This is a genomic window from Marinifilum caeruleilacunae (assembly GCF_013141825.1).
GTDB lineage: Bacteria > Bacteroidota > Bacteroidia > Bacteroidales > Marinifilaceae > Marinifilum > Marinifilum caeruleilacunae.
In genome coordinates this window covers 57435-74927 of the sequence record NZ_RZNH01000009.1, presented here as the reverse complement: position 1 = coordinate 74927, position 17493 = coordinate 57435, and the positions used below count along the sequence as shown (strand labels likewise).

Here is a 17493-nt window from a genome sequence, read left to right as displayed (position 1 = left end):
TGACAATGCCACTCCTGTAAACGCATCTAAATTTAAAAAACTCAAAATTCTTACAGCCAATTTCGTGTCATTCCCACTCAAAACCGACTTGTAATATTTGATCAAGGTATTAAACCAAGCCTACCAAACCCAGTTTGAATCCCTTTGTAAAACAAGCAAAAACAGCGGCTTTCCGCTTGCACAAACTGACCAAAAAAATGCATTTGCTGACCAAAAAAGTACTTTTTACAGCAAATCGTTAAAAGCAGCATTACCTTCTTCATTTTTATCCTTAGTTGGATGATATTTCCATGCATCTAAAAAAATATTTTATTAAGTTTATCCATCTTTTGAAAAACCTTTAACGATACACATATGAAAACATTCACTTTGTTATCCCATCAATGGAAAGCGGCTACCCGGTCGGCCGCAGCTTCTAAAAGCATTGGGATAAAAATTTTTATGGGATTTTTCTTTTTTATTTTATTCCTCGAGTTGCTGGGAGGAGGCTTTTACATCGGCTCCGAATTGTCCAAAAACTCAGAAAATCCCATTCACGATTTATCGAGATATGGCTTGTATTTCTTTTTAGCCATTCTGATGGCTCGATTCATGCTACAGAAATTGCCAACCTTTATGGTAAAGCCTTACCTGAATTTGCCAATTAAAAAAAGCAAGTTGGTGAACTTTATCCTAACAAAGCCCTTGTTTAACAGCCTTAACGTTTTACCACTGAGTTTTGCATTGGCCATTACAGCAGGTTTGCACAAACAGCTCGACTCTTCAACTTTTTGGGCAATATTTGCTTGTGTAATCATTGGCGATTTATTTGTAAATTACTTGTCTATCTACGTCAAAAGAGTGCAAATTAAGCACGAGTATGTCTTTTACCTGTTTCTTTCAACGCTTGGTGCTATTCTTGCCCTGGATTACTTCGGCATTTTTAATTTGAAAGCCTTTTCGGCAGATATTTTTAGCCAGGTATTCCAACAGCCTTTGTATCTGGTTTTAGGCCTCCTGCTTTTTACAATGGCCTATTACCTGAATTACCAATTGCTGTACAAACACTTTTCTCTTGAAGATTTTGGTAAAGGTGATGCCAACCAACGCAGCAGTTTGGAAAATCTTAGCTATCTCGATCGTTTCGGGAAAATTGGAACATTTGCCTTGCTGGAATTAAAAATGTGCGTTAGAAATAAGCGAACGCGTACCATGTTGTTCATGGCACCTCTCTTCTTACTCTATGGCTTGTTCTTTTATAACGACCCAAAGAACCTTGATATGAATGGCTTCCTGATTTTTATAGGGATTTTTATCTCGGGAGGTTTCATGATGAGTTTTGGCCTGTATTTCTTTGCATGGGAATCGGGACATTTTGATTTAATGCTAACTGCAAACAACACCTATAAGGATTACATCAAAGCCAAGTACTTCCTGATGTTGGCAACCAGCACTATCATTTTTCTATTGTCCATTTTCTATATTATTTATGGGCTGGAAATTGTAATGATAAACACTGCCTGCTTTTTATTCAATATTGGCTGCAACAGTTTGTTACTGCTTTACTTTGCAACAAACAACAACAAACACATGGATCTTTCCAAAGGATCGGCCTTCAACTACCAGGGTGTAGGCGCAAGACATTTTGTATTGATGATTCCACTATTGGTTCTTCCCATTTTGATTTACCTGCCATTTAGTTTAATCGACCAGGCAAATCTTGGACTGACAATAATAGGTACCATTGGAATTTTAGGTCTTCTGTTTCGCGAAAAATTGCTGGATATGATCACACAGCGTTTTATCAATAAGCGATACGAGATGTCGGAAGGATTTAGAAATAAGTAACAATTAAAGAAAACAAGATCATGATTTATATAGATAATTTAGGCAAAGCATACAACGCAGTTACAGTTTTAGATGTTGAACAATTGGAAATTCCTCAAGGCCAATCATTCGGTTTGGTAGGAAATAACGGGGCTGGAAAAACCACTTTGTTCCGATTAATTTTAGACCTGATTAAAGCAGACAGAGGTCAGGTTTTGAGCAATAATATTGCTGTAAACGAAAACAGTCAGTGGAAAAACTATACGGGTTCCTTTTTGGACGAAGGCTTTTTAATTGACTTTTTAAAACCAGAAGAGTACTTTAAGTTTATTGCCGATATTAATGGTGTAACCAAAGAAGAATTACAGGAATTCTATAATGATTTTGCCGATTTCTTTGGCAACGAAATCCTGAACCAAAACAAATACATCCGCGACTTTTCGAAAGGAAACCAGAAGAAAATTGGAATCTTTGGAGCAATTATCAGTCAACCCGAAGTTTTAATTTTGGATGAACCTTTTGCCAACCTCGACCCTTCTTCTCAAATTCGTTTGAAGAGCCTTCTGAAAGATCTGCATCAGAAAAAGAACCTAAGCATGCTGATTTCGAGCCACGACTTAAACCACATTGCTGAAGTAAGTCAACGAATTGTAGTACTTGATAAAGGTCGTGTGGTGAAAGATCTTCTCACTTCTGAGAATACACTTAAAGAACTGGAAGGTTATTTTACCCCTGAAAGTGTTGTTGAAGCTGAGAGTTAAAACAAAAAAAGAACCGCGTAAGTCTAAAGCTTGCGCGGTTTGTTTTTTACTTCTGCTGATGCTGCCAGCAATACTTCGATCCTGCAGCGGCTTTTCTTTTACACTTACTACCCGATTTTGTTGTACCACAGCACTGAATGGAAGCAGTAGTTACACTCTCGTTTTTCCTTGTCTTATTTGTATTGATTGAAGGGTCGAAATACCAATTCTCCTTATCCACATTGTATTCAAGCTTATCCTCTAAATTATCAGGCAACTGGGGAAAGAAATCAATTCCTGAAATGGATTCAATAATATCAGTATTTACCACAAACTTGGATATGTCTTGGTCATGCTTGGCATTGCTCAGAAGGAAGGCAATCATTTTTCGGTTCTCCCCTTCCCCACGCATGATAATTTTGTAGTAACGATTTGGAACAGTAACGCCATTTCCAATTTGCTGAGCACTTGTATTTAAAACCGGACCGGTTACCACGTAAATTTTCCCATAGCTTTTGGCATAGGAACGCACAAGGCTCTCCAATTGCTTCCAAATTCCCCTGTTGAAAGAAGGTTTTTGGGGCGACATATTCGACATGTAAAAGCTTTCGCTCATGGCAGTAGCCGAAAAGCCCATATCGGCTGCCGGAGCCAAATGTCCCCTGTCATATCCCGAAGCTTTGTAGTCGGCCAGCCTTGCCGATCCACTTGAAACACTTGGGTCAGGCCTGAATTTGTCAGCACGCTCAACCAATTTCACAGTTTCGTGGGCGGTAAGTTCATAGGCCACCCATTCGGCCTGTTCGTGATCTTCTGCGTATGAAAGAATGTAGTGTTGATGCTTTACGATTTCACCTTTGCTGCTGGGTTGATACTTGTTGTCTTGAGCGTAGGCACACAGCGATAGCAGTGTAACAAATAATGCTAGTAGTTTTTTCATGAAAATATGAGTCGGTTATTTTGCACCAAAAGTACTAAGCAAACAATGATATTCAAAATACTGTTAAGCTGAAATTAGAGGCGATAAAAAAAGGGCCATCCAAAGTAGTAAAACTTCAGATCGCCCATCCAGGATAAATTAAACGAACTCGCAAAATTGAGTTCGAAAGCTAACTAATTCGTCACAAAGTATCGATTCAATTCTTTGGTAACATAATTTATGGTTCCTTCCACATCCCAACCATACTTTGATCTCCTCAAGGTTTTTGGATTCGTGATGTTCCTGTAAATTTTACCTGTCGAATTATCGATTAACTGAGCCCGAAAATTCTTTAAGTCCAGATGATATTGCATTTTTAAAGTATAAACACTTTTGTATTCATTTTTATCAATTGCATGTACTTTAGAGACAGTTTGAATGGATGTATCCGATTTGCCTTTCTCTTTCTTCACAATTTTCTGTACACTCGGCTTAAATACCACATTAAAATAATGAGCCTCGAGATTCATTTTTAATTTGGACGGAAATTTACTCCATTCATTTTCATGAGTAGGAAATTCCAAAATCAGGAGGGAGGTTTCTTTTTTTCTCAATTTGGTATCCTGGGCAAATAAAAAACTTGCCGGAATGCTAACAGCAACAAGTAATAATAAGAAGAATCGAGTAGTTTTTTTTAAGGTTTTCTTCATCATGTCAGATTTAAAGTTAGGTGAAAATAGTAGTGTAATTGCAGTGTAAAGGCTTATTTTTCAGATCAGCTCATTATTGTGCAACTTCTCTATATCAAACAATTATCATGCCATAAATAAACAATATAATATTTTTGTAATTATTAGTAAACACATTTACAGAAACACCACATAGGCACAAAAAAACCGGAAGCATTCAGCAGATCTGAACAATTCCGGTTTACATTTCAACTCTTATTTTTCCTTATTCGTACTCGTATTTTGTCTCTTGTATATGTACTTTATCGGCATGTTTATAGCTGATGGTAGAACCCAAAAGCTGATTGCCATCCCATTCTAAATCTTCCTCAACTCTAGTACTACATTTATCGCCCACATAAATCTCGTTGAATAGGGTGTTTACAGATAAACCATGGTTGTTGATTTGAACAATGGCTTTGTAAGCAGGAATTGTAGCCAATGGAGTAATGTTATCATCGTAAGTGAGCACATGAGTAGCAACTCCTTCCCTTTCCACTTTGATCTTGTTCTCTCCTGCCAATTTTGTAATGACTGTTTTTTGGGTAGATTCATAAGAATTACTGATTTTTTTGCACGTCACCTTTTCCATGATATTCTCCTTATTATATTCATAATGAAATACTTCAGATAGTATCCCATTTGTATATATCCTCTGTTCCACGATGACATCTCCTTTGTATTCATACTGCTTTTTTACGCTAAGCGAAGCGTCCGCTTTTTCTTTCAGCGATTCTACAATCCTGCCCTTCTTGTAAGTAAAGCTTTCGGTAAATTGAAGCTCACCATCTGTATAGAAAATCAACTCCTTAAGCGTTTGGTCTGCATTGTAAGTGTAGTTATATTCCCATTTGTCGTTAACCACATAGGAACGAATTTGTGTTTCTGCTACATTTGTATTGTTTGATACTCTTGCCAGGGCTTCGCTTTTACTGCATGAGCAGAATAGCACCGCGAGCATTAGAATCCATAAAGTCTTCATATTTCTTTTTTTTAATGTTTTAATCCGAATCAATTTGCCTCCTAACGGTAATTGTAGATCTCTTTGCAAATCAATCTCTCATTCTCACCTGTTTTAGTCAGTTCGAGAAGAATGTTGCCACTTGAATCATAAGTCAATTCCGATTTTTCTGTTAAATCCTTACCCTTTTTAGCGATTTTGGTATAAGTCAGGATGTTATTGGCGATGCCATAAAATGAAGTTTTTCGAATTATCGAATAGCCCTTGATTTTGGCAAGTGGATGCATGTTTTCATCATAGGTGAACTTGAAGGAAGGAATGCCGTTAAAGCTCAGCTGAATTTCATTTTTACCGGCCGGTCTGTGAACATCAATCACAATTTTTTTCTTGGTGGCTTCATTGTTCCATTCTCGTTTTTGAATTTCTCTAACCATCTGGTTGTTTTCATCATAAAAGTATTCACACATGTTCAGAATTTCACCATCCGCCAACATGCTCTCCTTTACCAGCAAATCACCTTTGTATTCAAATACTCTTTTAGTAGGCGATTGATTATATCCATCACGCCAGATGATTTCGCTAAGCTTACCATTGTCATAAACCATTACTGATTCCGAGCGCAGCTCACCGTTCCACTCCACCCTAATGGAATGTAGCGTAGAATCTCTATTGTATTGGTAACTGGTAACTCTTTGATCAGATTGCATTGTTCTCAGCAATTTCTGACTATTTTCATCGCCATTTGGCTTATGATCATTGGCAATCGATCCCTCCTGACTACATGCCAATAAAACCAAGCCTAATAGTATCCCCTTACAAACATTCATAAATTCCTCCTTTTAATTTTGTTTCACATCTAAGTTCAAAACACCTAAAAGTTGGAAGTGGGTGAAGTGCATAAAATCAAATTAAAGCTAAAGATTCTTAAAGAATCTACTTTCAAATAAGAAACATTTTAGTAAGTTTAAGGAATGCTTTTGAGTTATTTACTTGAGTAGCAAAGCGCACTACCTATTAATAAGATACCGCTTACAATTAATAATAAAAATGCATATGAATCATTTTGAAAACAACAGGGAAAGCTGGAATGAATTAACAGCTTTGCATGCAGGTTCGAGCTTTTATGATCTTGAAGGCTTTAAAAATGGGAAAAGCTCTTTGAATCATATCGAAATTGAAGAATTAGGAGATATCAAAGGAAAGAAAATTCTGCACCTCCAATGTCATTTTGGTATGGATACTTTATCTCTGGCGCGCTTAGGAGCAGAAGTTGTTGGTGTTGATATTTCTGATGCTTCCATTGCAAAAGCAAAGGAATTGGCCTCTGAATTAGATATTCCAGCAAGATTTATTCGCTCAAATGTATATGAGCTTGAAAATGTTCTGGATGAAACTTTTGACATTGTTTATACATCATACGGTGCCATTAACTGGCTTGATGACCTTGACAAGTGGGCCAAAATTATCAGATCATACCTGCAACCCATTGGAATTTTTTACATGGTAGAATTTCATCCCTTTATTTACACCCTGAATGATGATTCAGAAATCTCCGACAGCTATTTCAAATCAGATGCGCTTGAGTCAGTTGTAGAGCAATCATATACAGATCAATCTGAAATTTCTGGCAAAAAATTGAAACATATTGAGTGGCACCACAGCTTGAGCGAGGTGATTAATAGTCTGATCTCTAATGATCTTAAATTAGAATTCCTGAACGAATTCCCTTACCAGGTGTACGATTGTTTTCCAAACCTCACAGCGTGTGGACAAGGAAAATGGATGAATGAAAAATATGGGAACAAGGTCCCTCATATGTATTCTATAAAAGCGAGAAAATCGCATACAATAACGCTATAGTAGCGTTCATTTGAATGTTTTAAAGAAACTTTAATGGACGAAAAAACAATTATTGAAAAGTTACAGGATTTTGCCAAAAGAACAAATAGAGAGATCTTTTTTAAAGAGGAGCAGTATCCTTTACCCATGATTAGAAAAAATGTGGACTTTATTGAGGAGTTCAAAGGAAAATCTCATTTCTGTATTTACAATCCTCAAAAATGGATTCTTGATGAATCAGTGATTGAAAAATGGTTTGAAATCATTGAGAAAATTCGAACTGTGCTAAATAATAAAAGAGTTTACGGCAGTAGGTCTCTAAGATGAATATTAATGTAAGACCACTCATAATTTAAAAAATCCGAATGCGGAAAAGAATTTGGAATTAAACACTACCTGGTTTTCGAAATGATTTTTGAATAAAATAAACTAGAGAAATGAATCAAAAGAAAGTATTATACAACCTCTTATTTGTAGTGATTACAGCCATAGCATTGACTGTACTGATTGAATTCGAATTAACAGACAAATACATGGGCTTTGCCCTGATTCCAATGCTAATAGCCTATTATCTTGGCCAATGGGCGGAAAGAAAAACCAGGCCAAAATCCAAATAACACATCGTGCTACCCAATATCTAAGCAAATACAAAAACAGTAAACCCAAAACAATGAAACACGAACAGGAAATACTCAGACAAATGAGTAAAGACCTAGCAAACTGGCGTGGTCCCTTTTATCTGAACCGGAAAGACCCTCGTCTCATTGTACCAAAGTACGATCCAACAATGGGTTGGACTTTGAATTTTGCAAGTCCATACGCATACCTGGGCTTTTTGCTCATTGTACTCATTATTATTGCATCTGAATATTTTTTCTTGTAATAGCCAATTTAAATATTGAAAAAATGAAAAAAATAGCTGTTTTACTCATTTGCATGATGTTTACTGGAATCAGTTTTGCCCAGGAAAATCCATTTGAGAGAATAAAGTTTTTGATTGGCGATTGGTCAGGAACCATAAGCGATTGTAAAGAAACAAGATCAAAACTTACATCCAGTTTCCAATATGTAAAGGATGGAAAGCAAATCGAAGTAGCATATAAAGTCCGTGGCAAGTTTGAATCTTCGCAGTTTCATATTAAATATGATACTGAAAGACAAGTGATCACTTGTGACCGTGTAATTTTGTGCAATTTTGAGCTAAGGGAAGCTTTAAGTGTCAAATTCATTTTAGATGACTCTCTTAGTACAGATACAAAATTTGTATTCATGAGCGAAGATATCAAAAGTACATCTGAAAGCAATGAAAATTCTACCATTAAAAATGTGCGCTGGACCATCAATAAAATATCGGAAAATGAGATAAAAGATGAGTTGGAGATAGCCTACACGGGAAAAGAGATGAAGTGCATTCGATGTATGAATTTAATTCGAAGGCAATAGACTAAAAATAAGTCAAACATGACAGAAGAAGATATCAAATATTCGATGGAGACAGGAGAATTGAAATTGTCAAATTGGGACAGGATTACCCATTTTAGCTTACCTGGCTTTTTGCTCCTGATGCCTCTTATGACAATCTTTATTCACTTGCGGCACTATCTGAAGGGAAGTTCTATCCCACTGGAAGGCGAAAATATTTGGGTTTTTATCATATTCGGTGTGATACCTGCAAGCTTAGGAGTGTTATTCTATAAAATTCAAAAGAATAGATTGCAATTCAAATCCATTGAAACCAAATTATCGCGAGCTGAACTGGCTACAATAATTGAGGATGTATCTGCAAGGCTTGAATGGACACCTGTACTCATTGAAAACAATATTATAATAGCGAAGACCAGTCCCGGATTCTTTTCGGGAAGCTGGGGCGAACAGATCACTGTACTGTTCGACAAAGACAAAGTTTTGGTCAATAGCATTTGCGATCCGAATAAACGGAGCTCTGTGGTTTCAATGGGAAGAAATAAAAAAAATATGAACGGCCTGCTTGAAGAGATAAGAAAGGCCAATAGATAAAAAAATAAATTCTACATTATTTTTTATACATGAGATGACGGTAATATCATGAAGAAACTTAAACTAAGATTACCCTAACTGCCGCAAGTCTGTGACTTGTGGCTAAACGCTGAATAATTATTATTCTTTCTCCTCTAGCCGGAGAGGTTCTTACTTTTAGGCTGATTGCAGTTAACTATTTGTTGTAATCTTAACGCTCTAAACTCGTACTTATAAATAAAAAAGATTTTAGTAAGTTTATATGAGCATTAAACCAAAGATTAAATGACAAAATATCACAGCTGATGAATACTTGTATAAAATGCAATAGCGAAGTTCAGAGCAATTACTGTCCGAACTGTGGACATCCCCAAAAAGTAGAAAGAATCAATGGCCGATACATCTTATCGGAAGTGACCAATGTACTGAATTTCCAGAAAGGGATTTTATACACTACAAAAGAATTGCTCATCAGGCCGGGGCACAATATCAGAACATTTATTAGCGAAGACCGAAACCGCCTGGTAAAGCCCATCGTGTTTATTCTGGTCACATCATTGTTCTACACCCTCTTTCTTCGCATTTTTAATTTCGAAGATGCCTATATCAATTATTCGGGCACTCCAGAATCTACCAGCTATGCTATTTTTAAATGGATACAAGGCAATTACGGTTACTCCAATATGATTATGGCCGTTTTTATCGCCTTGTGGCTAAAACTTCTGTTTAGAAAGTATGCCTTTAACTTTTTTGAGATTCTTATCCTGCTTTGTTTTGTAATGGGCATAGGTATGCTCATTTATGCAGTATTTGGTATTACCCAGGGGTTAACAGGAATTCATTTCATGCAAATTGCGGCCATTGTTGGCTTTATTTATACCACCTTTGCTCTCGGCCAGTTTTTTGAACAAGGAAAAGCCATGAGCTATGTGAAAGCTTTTTTTGCCTACATATTGGGCATGCTCAGCTTTAGCATTGCTGCAGTTGTAATTGGTATTTTAATTGATTTGATAAAATAGAGCATGAATGCAATTAATAATGAGTAATGATTAATGAATAATTGAAGGCTGCCGGCTGAAATTATTTTAGTGCCACATATCAGAGGCTTGTATCCAGGTTAAAACATCAAGATTCAGACACCCTCTCCAAAATGATTTACCTAAAACACCAATACTGTTAAAATGACCACTAATAAAATCATTGAGACCACATTAAGATCAATTCTACTCATCCTATTTACGATAAAATTTGTTGTAGTCGTCTACTCGCATATCGACCTGGTACATCACATGTATTCAATAAAGGAGCTGATAGAGCACCCAATACTGATATTGAAACTCAATTTACTTTTCGAACCATTGGTGATCCTCCTTGGAATTATTGGAATATTCCTAAAAAGGAAATTGGGATTTATTTTGATACTCTTGCTTCCATCTCTAATATTAAGCTATGAACTCATTCCATTATTTACGCAGTATTTTAATTTTGATGTTGCCAGGCCTTCCATTTTATTATCCCTTGTATTATATCTTCTTATCAATTCAAATCCGATTAGGATGAATTTTAAAAGTGGAACGATTAAGCAAAGCTTGTATCTTAATCTAACTGCCCTATTAATATGCATTATAATTTCATTGTTTATGTATCATTTTAATGGTAGATTAGGCTTTTAAAAGCATACGCCCAACAGCCGCATATCTGTGACTTGTGGTTGAATCCAAGAACAAAAACATGACAAAATATAAAACAAACAACTTCTATATATTCGATTATATACTTTCTCTGGTATTTGTATCCATAATCATTGCTGTTTTGCTTTATTTCCTGCATGAGAATAAAGAGCTTCTAATTGGAGGAGCAAGCTTACTAACACTTCTGTTCTTCTTACTGCTAAGATTATTTAGAAAACTGGTTAAAATAGAATTTTACGACAAAAAAATTATGGTACGATACCATTTGGGGAGAAAAGAAGAAGAAATAAAATATACAGATATTAGCGAAATTGCACACATTACAGGATATAATGTTTCGAGCATTAACACCATAAATTATACGCAAGAAGGACAATTGCGAAAACTAAAAGTAAGAGCTGTAGTAAAGATTTCTGAATATATGGATTTTGCACACTGGATGAAAAGGAAGAATGATAAAATTGCATTTAAATTCTATCCTGCAGATTCTGAATTAAAGAAACTGTATGAAGAAAAAAGTAAAGCATCATATTAATCGGCATAGTGTAATTTGCTGGTATATTTGAATGGATAAATCGATGAATAATTGAAGATTAAAAATAGATTGAGGCTTGAAACTTATTGCTTGCGTCTAACTGCTGCCAATCTGTTACTATTATCTACCCCAAAAAACCACATCTAAAAACATGATCAAATCACAAATCAATAGTAAGCGTATCGTTTTTCTATTTTGCATAGGATTAGGAATGATATGCCTGGCTTATTTATGTACAAAGCTGGCATATGGTGTGGAGTACCCTCAACTTTCGGCTTTCATTTTTGCAGGCATGGCAGGTTCTTTGGGAATCTACTGCCTCGCTCTACCCTTTCTTCTAAATGTATATGAAACTGATAAAGAAAAGATCGTAGCCAAAAGCTTACTGGGCTTCACCAAATGGTCGGTTCTCCGCTCTGATATCTTATACTACACAGAGGTTAACAAAGCAGAAGAATATAAGCTATTCAGGAGGAAAGTGCTAAAATTTCAAAGCAAAGAGCGAAGCTTCCGTCTCTCCTCCTATTACGTTCTGAACTATAGAGAGCTTCGACCAATAATGTGCAAGGGACAGAAACGAAATCGGGACATGGAAAGTTCCTGGTATCTGCAATCGAAAAAGAAACTTGGTATAAGCTATTTCATTTATACTTTATTATTCTTTGTGCTTTCTATCAGTTTCTATTTTATGGGAAAGACAGAAGTCAGTCAGGTAGAAATTATCAGCCTTAGCGGACCGACACTCCATAAGGTCCAAAAACAGAGAAGCGGTGGATCACGTAGGAATTCTTATGAAATTGTAATTAAGCTGAAAGATTATCCAAATTTTAAATTCTTTACGGATGCTGATGCACTTGCAGAATGTGATAGCAAAAAGCTATTAAAAGAGGTAAAAGCCGGCGATATTATCGAGATTGACATCGAACTGGACACCTACCAGAAAAAATTAAGCCGGAGTAAAAAGTTGGGCTTTTTCGACAAACACTTCAACTATAAAATCATTCCCGTGTATGCAATCAGAAAAGGAAACACAAGCTATTTAAGCCTTGACCAATACAACAGGCAAAACCATAAAAGCTCGCATTTAATTGTTTTAATAGGTGTTGTACTTGCACTGCTTTTTACATGGGAAGGCTATAAAGTATTCAGGAAAATCGGGGAACAAAAAGTCAAAAGGGCCGGAAAAAGATTGTACAGAACCTACTAATTTTGAAGCTAGCGAAATTCTACCAATTTTATTCAATAGAATAGTATTATTCAAATATATAAGGGATATGTTGACAATGGAGGGTTTAAAGCTGCATTGTTGGTTTCTATTTTGCACTCTTTGCGATTGGTTTTCTGGTAAAGGAAAAACAAGGCATTTAAAAGGATACTAGACATACATCTGGAGCGATTGAGCTATTAACAACTTGAGTCTTACAGCTTGTGGCCGTTTGTTGTTTACTGATTGCTAAATTCAAAAAAAAACATAAAATAAGACCCTAACACTGTTATTTTCATTGGATTATTGAGATATTTTATGTAATATGCTTATATCAACTTTGACCAATCAAATGAAAAAAACTACCACACTCTTTTTACTAATCATTTGCACTTTGTCACTGATGGGGCAAAATGCCAGCATAGACGAGCTAAAGAAGCAATTGTCTGAAAGCACACCTGAGTCCTTCGAAAGAGTTGACTTGTTACATGACCTTACCGGAAAGTACTTCCAGGAAAATATGGACAGTGCATTTTATTTTGTGAACCAGGCACTCTTAGTCTCTGAAAATATCGAATACAAACAGGGACTTGCAAAGAGCAACAAGTTACTGGGGATCTATTACTATTTTGAGTTTGATTATCAAAAAGCTGTAAGCTATTACACCAAGGCATTGGATATTTACAATAAGATTCATTTGCTGACTGAATCAGCCAAATGCACCTACAACATTGGACTCTGTTATTGGAGGCAAAGCCTTCACGATCAGGCAATAGCACAATTCAATAAAGCTTTGCAAAATTTTGAACTACAGGGCAACAAAGCCCTTAAAGCCGAATGCCTTAATAACATTGGCCTGGTGTATTGGAACCAGGGAGAATATCAGCAGGCGCTTGACTACTATAACAAATCGCTTAGCATATTTGAAGATCTCGACATGCAGATAGGCAGTTCGAGATGCCTGTTTAACATGAGTCAAATCTATTTGCGAAAAGGAAATTATAATGCTGCATTTGATTACTGTAACAAATCCTTGCGTATTGTTGAAAAGCTCAGCGATAAGGCCAGGATTGCAACTAGGCTGAATCTACTGGGTTTAATTCATTTTAACCAGAAGAATTACGGCAAGTCCATTTTTAAATACAAAAGAGCCCTGCAAATTAACCAGGAAATTGGCAAACTGGAGGGCATTGGTTCCTGTTTGAACAATTTGGGACTTAGCCATTGGAAAAATGGAGACTTGAAGAACGCATTAAAAAACTGCACAGAGGCATTAGGCATATTTAAAGAAATCAGTTTTAAGGCTGGAATGGTTGATGCCCATAATAACATTGGCCTGATCTATTTGGAAGAACAAAATAAAAAACTGGCCCTGAACCATCTTTACCAGGCATTGGATGTAAGCGAATCGATTGGAGATAAAGAGCGAATCAGTTCTACCCTATTTAGCCTGGGTTCGATTTATGTAAGTACAAAAGACTACGATAAAGCCCTTCAATATTCGCTAAAAGGTTTGGAAATTGCCGAAACAATGGGCTTACTAAAAACGCAAAGAAATCTGAGAGAGCAGCTGTCAGAAATTTATGCATCCCAAAAAATCTACGACAAAGCCTACTCTAATCATGTTTTGTACAAAGCATTAAACGACAGCATTTTTAACGAAGAAAATGTGAAACAACTTGCCATGTTTGAATATCAATTTGAGCTTGACAAAACAAAAGAGGCCATTGCACTGGAACAAGAAAGAAAGGACATCATCAATGAAGAGAAATCGAAAAGGCAAGAATTAATCAGTACGATATTCCTGGTATGCTTTGTTTTAATGACCATTTTAGCGGTCATCGCCTTTAAAAGTTATGTGCAAAAACAACGGGCAAACAAACTGCTTGCCATGCAAAAAACCAGGATGGAAAATGCTTACAAAACACAGATCGCTCAGAAAAAAGAGATTCAAAAAATTGCCCAGGACCTTAGCATTTCAAATCAAACAAAAGACAAGTTCTTCTCCATAATTGCACATGATTTAAGAAGTCCGATTGCCTCGATTATGAGTTTTGGAGAATTGCTTTGGGATGAGAGCAATGAAATTAATGAACAAAACAAGAAAAAATACATTGAAATTATTGCTTCCGAATCCAAACTAACTCTTAACCTCCTGGACAACCTACTGAATTGGGCAGGTTCCAACTCAGGTAGAATTAGTGCACATCCTGAACACATCAGTATCAATGAAATTGTGGACGAAAACCTACAATTCTTTAAGGCTTTGTCGAACATTAAAAACATAAGGCTCCAAAATTCAATAAAGGGAAAAATTGAAGCTTACGCTGATTATGAAATGATCAACACCGCCGTAAGAAACCTGGTATCAAATGCCATTAAATTTACCTCTTCGGGCGGCCTTATTGAAGTCAAGTCGAGAAATGGGGCAAGCAACTGCACCGAAATTGGAATCTCCGATTCAGGAATCGGAATGGAGGAAGAGACAATGGCAAATCTCTTTAAAGAAAATTCAAACTTCAGTACACCTGGAACCAGGAATGAAAAAGGATCGGGATTGGGCCTACAGCTCTGCAAAGAGTTCATCGAAAAAAACGAGGGCAATATTTATGTGGAAAGCGAAAAAGGAGTTGGCACAACATTTTGGTTCTCGCTACCCCTTGAGTAATTAGTAATTAACAATGAATAATGAGTAATTGTAGTTTCAAGAAATTTGCGACTGATCTCAGAACGCCGCAAACTGCAAGCCTATCCCCCTACTCTCTCAATGCATAAATTTCAAATCTAGTCTACAATTCCCCTTAATCAGTCAACAGACTAATGTCGCTGTCAGGTTCGAGCAGCCAAAGGTTTGCAATTTCCTCGTACACAGCTTCGGAATTGCTGAAATTCATCCCCCATTTTTGAAAGAAACCAGATAAATCCTTACCGGAAACCTGGCAGGCTGCGAGCATAAAGGTTCGCATTTTATCTTCTTTGCTGTAAATAACTGGCTGGGTTTTCCTGATGTGTTTGTGAAGTTCTTTCAAGAAGTGCTTGCCAAAGGCTAGTTGCAGCTGGTAAAACATACCAAGACGCACCCAGACATCTGCCTGGTTCGAATTAAAAATTCTCTGATCATCGGGCAAGGCAAGATAGTTTCGTACCTCTTCCCAACGATTATCTCGATTGTAACGCGAAGGTGTTATGCCAAACTCTTTCTCAACTGCCAGACTATATAGGTTCACTGTACTTTCCACAATTTCGCTCCAGGTCCAGGCTGCCATTTGGTGCATGTGTCCGATCTCGTGCCAGGGACCCCAGCCTTCGTTTTTTATGGCCCACGGATCGAGTACATAATGAATGGCATCACTTTTTCGATAAGCTGTTCGATGTGTGTAGGCAAACATGTAGTAATCTGAGCCGCTATACTCCACCAAAAGCAGTTTATGAGCAATGGGTTCATGAATCTTTTCCGATCCATCCATGCCGCTTAAATCACCTTGTATTTTTAAAATATCATCAATGGCTTTTAACAACTCATCCTGGTTCTCGTCCTGGTATTCCATCGCTTTTTCGAGCGATACCACGAGAAATTCTTTTTCTCCCACCAGAGTAGCAGTAGGCAAATCGCTAAATTTTGCCAACATTCTTTTCCAATTGGCATTACTTGTCTTTTTGTAACGATAAAGCGGACTATGCTCCCAGCCATCTTTAAAATTCACTTTCACCTCGCCTTTCGGCTGATTATCGGCAGTGTACCTGATGTACAGCATTCCTCCTTCTTCATTCACTGCAATTTGGTTCATACCCTCATGCAGATCATAAGTTTGCGGTTGAGTGTTCCAATCATCGCCGTGAGAATAAGTTCCTACCAGTAATTGCGGATAATCGCTTCCGGCAAGCAAGCTGACCTCGATTTGTAAGTTTGCATTTGGCTTTACATAGACTCCCGTAGGCTCAATATCAGAAAACTGAAATTGCAAGCCCAGTCTGCTGGCTTCGGCATGCCCTGACAGCATTTGCTTGAATACCTGTACCGAATCTACTGCCAGTTCCAGGGGCAATTCTTCATTTCCAGATCCTTCAGGATACACGATATCAATATCCTCGCTCTCTGAGCAAGCAAATAGGCCGAATACTGCCACAAACAGGTAGATAAATTTCTTCATAAATGGTCGTTTCATGTGTGTGATTTGTTAGATAACAAAGAACAGATGTAACAAAGAGTTGTGGGTTGCGTCCATTGCTGGATATTTTTCCTGATTTTACGCTATTCTTCTTTAACCTGGAACGAGTGATATCTGGCTTGCAGCTTGCCGAAACCCTGTTTTCTCCCTCTTTACTACTCCTATTTAAATCAATTCTGAATTCTCCCATTCGCATGATAACCAGGATATTAATGTGTATTTTTATTAGAGTTGGCATAAAAATTGTTTTCGAATAGGTATAATCATAAAATCTATACACATGAAAAAAATGATGATTTTATTACTTACAATTACACTTATCTCCTGTAGTAATGATGAAAATATTGAACCAGACTATACTGGTTTTTTAGAATTTCGAGGCCAAAGAATCAATGGTGAAATAGATAATCAAGAATTCAGATGGAGCCTTACAGATTTTAATGTACAAAGAGGTGGTGGGTATAGCATGGGAAATGGAATCTGTTCTCCAGACAATCCGGTTCGAATTTTAAGGTACTATTTTACTCATAAAATACATGATGAATTAGAGCAAATCAGCATTATCACTCCTGCTGTAGACACCTCTGATGAATCTGATAGAACCAGGGTATTAGGACTTGGCGAGAAACAAATTGGAAGTATTTATGATGACTTTTACATTAGTTATAGAAAGAATGATCTACTGTACAAAAGCAATTCGAACACCATAGGCACTTTGGAAATATTAAAAACTGAAGAATTCATTGGTCAAGACAATAGTGTATACCTATTGGTTTGGATCAAAATGGATGCTGTAATTTTGGAAACCTGTGGTGAAAATTCCCAAAAAATTGAACTAAAAAACACTTATATGCTCGTAAGTTTATTCGGGCATAGATTTGAGAAATAAACTTTATCTGGAACGAA

General features: G+C 36.8%; 18 protein-coding genes. 13 read left to right on the top strand and 5 right to left on the bottom strand.

Annotation, left to right across the window (positions count from 1 at the left end):
• Nucleotides 1-354 precede the first annotated feature (354 nt).
• Together ELS83_RS07645 and ELS83_RS07640 are read left to right on the top strand one after the other, a co-directional pair.
• Complete coding sequence (locus tag ELS83_RS07645; protein WP_171594947.1) at nt 355-1827, top strand: DUF5687 family protein; 1473 nt, start codon at nt 355-357, stop codon at nt 1825-1827.
• 20 nt (nt 1828-1847) lie between these two features.
• Nucleotides 1848-2567, top strand: a complete 720-nt coding sequence (locus tag ELS83_RS07640) for an ABC transporter ATP-binding protein (protein ID WP_171594946.1) — start codon at nt 1848-1850, stop codon at nt 2565-2567.
• 46 nt (nt 2568-2613) lie between these two features.
• Here ELS83_RS07640 and ELS83_RS07635 read toward each other — a convergent pair whose 3' ends face one another.
• From ELS83_RS07635 to ELS83_RS07620, 4 genes are all read right to left on the bottom strand, one after another.
• Entirely contained in the window at nt 2614-3486 is an 873-nt protein-coding gene (locus ELS83_RS07635; protein ID WP_171594945.1) for a DNA/RNA non-specific endonuclease, read from the bottom strand.
• A gap of 173 nt (nt 3487-3659) precedes the next feature.
• The gene (locus tag ELS83_RS07630) at nt 3660-4175 is read right to left on the bottom strand and encodes a hypothetical protein (protein WP_171594944.1); all 516 of its coding nucleotides are present in this window, start codon (nt 4173-4175) and stop codon (nt 3660-3662) included.
• 244 nt (nt 4176-4419) lie between these two features.
• Entirely contained in the window at nt 4420-5175 is a 756-nt protein-coding gene (locus ELS83_RS07625; RefSeq protein ID WP_171594943.1) for a hypothetical protein, read from the bottom strand.
• Nucleotides 5176-5216: 41 nt separating this feature from the next.
• Complete coding sequence (locus ELS83_RS07620; RefSeq protein WP_171594942.1) at nt 5217-5981, bottom strand: hypothetical protein; 765 nt, start codon at nt 5979-5981, stop codon at nt 5217-5219.
• A 226-nt stretch (nt 5982-6207) separates the two neighbouring features.
• On the opposite strand from ELS83_RS07620, the gene ELS83_RS07615 reads away from it, so the two are divergent.
• The 10 genes from ELS83_RS07615 (at nt 6208) to ELS83_RS07570 (ending at nt 15086) form a co-directional block, all read left to right on the top strand.
• Nucleotides 6208-7014, top strand: coding sequence for a class I SAM-dependent methyltransferase (locus tag ELS83_RS07615; RefSeq protein WP_216616423.1), 807 nt, complete (start codon nt 6208-6210; stop codon nt 7012-7014).
• Between the two features lie 33 nt (nt 7015-7047).
• Complete coding sequence (locus ELS83_RS07610) at nt 7048-7320, top strand: hypothetical protein (protein ID WP_171594941.1); 273 nt, start codon at nt 7048-7050, stop codon at nt 7318-7320.
• Between the two features lie 110 nt (nt 7321-7430).
• A complete protein-coding gene (locus tag ELS83_RS07605; RefSeq protein ID WP_171594940.1) occupies nt 7431-7610 on the top strand; it encodes a hypothetical protein in 180 nt (59 codons plus the stop codon).
• Nucleotides 7611-7663: 53 nt separating this feature from the next.
• The gene (locus tag ELS83_RS07600) at nt 7664-7876 is read left to right on the top strand and encodes a hypothetical protein (protein WP_216616422.1); all 213 of its coding nucleotides are present in this window, start codon (nt 7664-7666) and stop codon (nt 7874-7876) included.
• A 23-nt stretch (nt 7877-7899) separates the two neighbouring features.
• Complete coding sequence (locus ELS83_RS07595; protein WP_171594939.1) at nt 7900-8436, top strand: hypothetical protein; 537 nt, start codon at nt 7900-7902, stop codon at nt 8434-8436.
• Between the two features lie 18 nt (nt 8437-8454).
• Nucleotides 8455-9009 carry a hypothetical protein gene (locus tag ELS83_RS07590; protein WP_171594938.1) on the top strand — a complete coding sequence of 185 codons (555 nt, stop codon included), beginning with the start codon at nt 8455-8457 and terminating at the stop codon, nt 9007-9009.
• 284 nt (nt 9010-9293) lie between these two features.
• A complete protein-coding gene (locus ELS83_RS07585) occupies nt 9294-10007 on the top strand; it encodes a DUF3667 domain-containing protein (RefSeq protein WP_171594937.1) in 714 nt (237 codons plus the stop codon).
• 712 nt (nt 10008-10719) lie between these two features.
• Nucleotides 10720-11214: a hypothetical protein gene (locus ELS83_RS07580; protein ID WP_171594936.1), complete on the top strand. Its 495-nt coding sequence runs from the start codon at nt 10720-10722 to the stop codon at nt 11212-11214.
• A gap of 151 nt (nt 11215-11365) precedes the next feature.
• Nucleotides 11366-12421 carry a hypothetical protein gene (locus ELS83_RS07575; RefSeq protein ID WP_171594935.1) on the top strand — a complete coding sequence of 352 codons (1056 nt, stop codon included), beginning with the start codon at nt 11366-11368 and terminating at the stop codon, nt 12419-12421.
• A 349-nt stretch (nt 12422-12770) separates the two neighbouring features.
• The gene (locus ELS83_RS07570; protein WP_171594934.1) at nt 12771-15086 is read left to right on the top strand and encodes a tetratricopeptide repeat-containing sensor histidine kinase; all 2316 of its coding nucleotides are present in this window, start codon (nt 12771-12773) and stop codon (nt 15084-15086) included.
• 133 nt (nt 15087-15219) lie between these two features.
• Here ELS83_RS07570 and ELS83_RS07565 read toward each other — a convergent pair whose 3' ends face one another.
• Nucleotides 15220-16569, bottom strand: coding sequence for a M60 family metallopeptidase (locus ELS83_RS07565; protein ID WP_171594933.1), 1350 nt, complete (start codon nt 16567-16569; stop codon nt 15220-15222).
• 298 nt (nt 16570-16867) lie between these two features.
• On the opposite strand from ELS83_RS07565, the gene ELS83_RS07560 reads away from it, so the two are divergent.
• Nucleotides 16868-17476 (top strand): hypothetical protein, encoded by a 609-nt coding sequence (locus ELS83_RS07560; RefSeq protein WP_171594932.1) that lies wholly within the window; start codon nt 16868-16870, stop codon nt 17474-17476.
• The last annotated feature ends 17 nt before the right edge of the window (nt 17477-17493 follow it).

Excerpts from the sequence above, each read along its gene's own strand:
- ELS83_RS07645 (WP_171594947.1), top strand. The coding sequence starts at position 355 with ATGAAAACATTCACTTTGTTATCCCATCAATGGAAAGCGGCTACCCGG.
- ELS83_RS07640 (WP_171594946.1), top strand. The coding sequence starts at position 1,848 with ATGATTTATATAGATAATTTAGGCAAAGCATACAACGCAGTTACAGTT.
- ELS83_RS07635 (WP_171594945.1), bottom strand. The coding sequence starts at position 3,486 with ATGAAAAAACTACTAGCATTATTTGTTACACTGCTATCGCTGTGTGCC.
- ELS83_RS07630 (WP_171594944.1), bottom strand. The coding sequence starts at position 4,175 with ATGAAGAAAACCTTAAAAAAAACTACTCGATTCTTCTTATTATTACTT.
- ELS83_RS07625 (WP_171594943.1), bottom strand. The coding sequence starts at position 5,175 with ATGAAGACTTTATGGATTCTAATGCTCGCGGTGCTATTCTGCTCATGC.
- ELS83_RS07620 (WP_171594942.1), bottom strand. The coding sequence starts at position 5,981 with ATGAATGTTTGTAAGGGGATACTATTAGGCTTGGTTTTATTGGCATGT.
- ELS83_RS07615 (WP_216616423.1), top strand. The coding sequence starts at position 6,208 with ATGAATCATTTTGAAAACAACAGGGAAAGCTGGAATGAATTAACAGCT.
- ELS83_RS07610 (WP_171594941.1), top strand. The coding sequence starts at position 7,048 with ATGGACGAAAAAACAATTATTGAAAAGTTACAGGATTTTGCCAAAAGA.
- ELS83_RS07605 (WP_171594940.1), top strand. The coding sequence starts at position 7,431 with ATGAATCAAAAGAAAGTATTATACAACCTCTTATTTGTAGTGATTACA.
- ELS83_RS07600 (WP_216616422.1), top strand. The coding sequence starts at position 7,664 with ATGAAACACGAACAGGAAATACTCAGACAAATGAGTAAAGACCTAGCA.
- ELS83_RS07595 (WP_171594939.1), top strand. The coding sequence starts at position 7,900 with ATGAAAAAAATAGCTGTTTTACTCATTTGCATGATGTTTACTGGAATC.
- ELS83_RS07590 (WP_171594938.1), top strand. The coding sequence starts at position 8,455 with ATGACAGAAGAAGATATCAAATATTCGATGGAGACAGGAGAATTGAAA.
- ELS83_RS07585 (WP_171594937.1), top strand. The coding sequence starts at position 9,294 with ATGAATACTTGTATAAAATGCAATAGCGAAGTTCAGAGCAATTACTGT.
- ELS83_RS07580 (WP_171594936.1), top strand. The coding sequence starts at position 10,720 with ATGACAAAATATAAAACAAACAACTTCTATATATTCGATTATATACTT.
- ELS83_RS07575 (WP_171594935.1), top strand. The coding sequence starts at position 11,366 with ATGATCAAATCACAAATCAATAGTAAGCGTATCGTTTTTCTATTTTGC.
- ELS83_RS07570 (WP_171594934.1), top strand. The coding sequence starts at position 12,771 with ATGAAAAAAACTACCACACTCTTTTTACTAATCATTTGCACTTTGTCA.
- ELS83_RS07565 (WP_171594933.1), bottom strand. The coding sequence starts at position 16,569 with ATGAAGAAATTTATCTACCTGTTTGTGGCAGTATTCGGCCTATTTGCT.
- ELS83_RS07560 (WP_171594932.1), top strand. The coding sequence starts at position 16,868 with ATGAAAAAAATGATGATTTTATTACTTACAATTACACTTATCTCCTGT.